The 2,491-nt window shown below is 47.5% G+C and carries 2 protein-coding genes; one reads left to right on the top strand and one right to left on the bottom strand.

Annotation, left to right across the window (positions count from 1 at the left end; translation table 11 throughout):
• A partial coding sequence (locus ACK5JN_RS00180; RefSeq protein WP_416868300.1) for a hypothetical protein occupies positions 1–261 on the bottom strand: 261 nt, incomplete at its 3' end.
• 1,957 nt (positions 262–2,218) lie between these two features.
• Here ACK5JN_RS00180 and ACK5JN_RS00175 point away from each other — a divergent pair.
• Complete coding sequence (locus tag ACK5JN_RS00175; protein ID WP_416868299.1) at positions 2,219–2,416, top strand: hypothetical protein; 198 nt, start codon at positions 2,219–2,221, stop codon at positions 2,414–2,416.
• The last annotated feature ends 75 nt before the right edge of the window (positions 2,417–2,491 follow it).

The raw sequence follows: 2,491 nt of genomic DNA, 5'->3' as shown, positions 1-2,491 counted from the left end.
CATCATCTTTATTTCTTTTTCTTTTTTTTTCTTTCTTTCTTCTTCTTCTTCTTCTTCTTCTTCTTCCTCGTCTTCCTCCTCCTCCTCCTCCTCCTTATATTTCCTCTTCTTCTTCCTCCTCCTTATATATCCTCTTGTACTTCCTCCTTCCTTTTTCCTTCCTCCTTCGTACTCATGCTCTATCTCTTCCTCCTCCTCTTCCTCATCAGGTAATTGGTCTTCGCGGCTAATGGTTAATAGAGGCTGATGAAGGACTTTCACTAATTGTGATGTTGGGCGTTGTGGAATAAGTACAACGCTCTCTTGTGCGGCTAATTATGGTAGTGGAGGTAGTCGTGGTGATGGTGGTGATGGTGGCGGCGATGGTGGGGGCTGTGATGTGTACAGTAATTGAAGCAGCTGTAGTGCAAAGGCCTGAGAGTGCATGGAGGCTCCGAGGGTTACAGTGGGGGCTGAGGTGGCTTAATGGGGGTGAGAGGTTGGGGATGAGAGTGCTGTTGAAGGAGGAGCCAGCGTTAGAATCAGGATGGAAGAAGTTTGAAGTGGAGAGGGATAGTGATAGTGGAGAACCATGGTGGGGAACACAGATACAACGTGGGCAGGGCGGAATGGAGAGGCTGGTATGGAGATGTTAAGCAGGGAAGTCAGGCTGGGGCTACTGAAAGGACGGGTTTGTTAAAATTAAGGTGGAAGAAGTTATGTAGAGGACTGGACTCATGATAATGAAGGATAAGAGTTTGATGAAGGCGAGATGGAAGAAGAGGTTGAGCTAGGGTAGTTAGGGAAGGGGTTGGGGCTAAGGCCAATGCAACGCCAAGGGAGAATACTGTGTAGGAGTAAAGAGAAAAGGCGTAGGAGAGGGCGGTAATGAAGGCGAGATGGGAGAGGGAGAGCGGGGTGCGTGAGCTAAGAGTTTGGGGGTCAGGGCGTCTGGATTGGGTGGCGTGAATCATGGTTGTTGGTGATGAGTTTTGTGGTGTGTGGTGTTGTCGCTGCGGGCTGCCGTGAGGCCGTCCATTATCATGTTGCGGCGCGTCGCTAAATGACTGCCAGCCTCTGATGGCGACCCCGAACAGGCCCCAAACACGTATGTCTCATCCTCTGGTGAAGGTCAGGCTTACTGGGGAGGCAGCAGGATTGCGGTGATGGAAGAGGAGGAGGAGAGGAAATGGAAGGAGGAGGAGGAGGAGGAAGAGGAGGGGAGGAGAATAAGATGATGATTGCAGATTGAGTTTAGAGGAAGAGCAAAGGAAGGAAGAGATGATAAAAGAGCAGACGGATGAGGAAGAGGACACTGAAAAGAGGTGGAGGACTCCGATGAATGGAAATGTTGTGTGTGTGTGTGTGTGTGTGTGTGTATGTGTGTATGTGTGTGTGTGTAACGGACAATGGGAGTTGCCAGGTACCTGATTACCTTTTGACGTTAACAGCAATCACAATACATGTTTGTCATTCTCCATTTTTCTTGGCAACTCTGCCGGAGACATGGCTGGTGGAGACCGGAAACGAGACGCGTTACTCAGTCAGCAAGTCCGGCAGTGCGCTGAGCGGCTGAGTGTGTGACCTGACAGATAAACCAGCAAGTCTACAGTCAGCCCCTTGCGACAGCATAATTTTGTGTTCTCAGCCGCAACAGTTGTGTTTTGTTCACTAGTAGACATTATTAGTGACACAGAGTTTTTGGCAGACAGAGTTTTGGCGGGGCACCCTGAATTCTATCTGCTTACTACTATTTTTGTATTATGTTCTTTGTCGGGAGCATGCAGGTCAACAGCAGCACAGGTGATTTGAGCTGTAGGCAGATTACAAAGGTAGCCATGTTAGGACATAGCTACGTTTCTAGGCTTAGGTTTGAATCAACGATGAAGATGCCATGGCTCGAGGTTTGCAAGTGTGGTTCACCTGGGACTAAGGTAAGTGACATTATGCAGCGTCCTGTCTGGCAAGAATTTATTGCCTACCAACCTGACTTCGCGCTCTTCCTGTTAGGCGGGAATGATATTAATAAGAAAACAAAAGCAGTGAGCTTGGACGAGAAACCACTGAGCTTGCCCTAAAGGCTGAAGAGCTCACTTGTGGTGCGTGTCATATTATGAGCATTGAACCCCGCCTACAGCCAGGCGAAATAACGCCAAGTCGGTACAAGACAATAAAAAATGCAGTAAACAGGTGTCTGGGGAGGTTACCGGATTCTATATCGCGCATCCATGGTATGGGCATGGAAAGTGAAGACTTGGCGAGCGATGGAGTTCATTTGAATGCTTCAGGAAGCGACAGATGCCTCAGTCGTCTCACGGATATATTGTATGAATTTTGGGGGTATCTTAGGCCTCCTCTTGATGTAAAAAAAAACAAAGCATCACAAAACAAAGGTATAAGGTTATTTTTACCAGAATTATTTAGTTTTCATTTTTGAATGACTATCTTTTTCATCTTTCTGTGTTTATATGAATCTCTCTCTCTCTCTCTCTCTCTCTCTCTCTCTCTCTCT

It is taken from the genome of Kluyvera sp. (genome assembly GCF_047971185.1).
GTDB lineage: Bacteria > Pseudomonadota > Gammaproteobacteria > Enterobacterales > Enterobacteriaceae > Kluyvera.
Note: the sequence above shows the minus strand (reverse complement) of the source record. Positions and strands in the feature narration are given on the sequence as shown.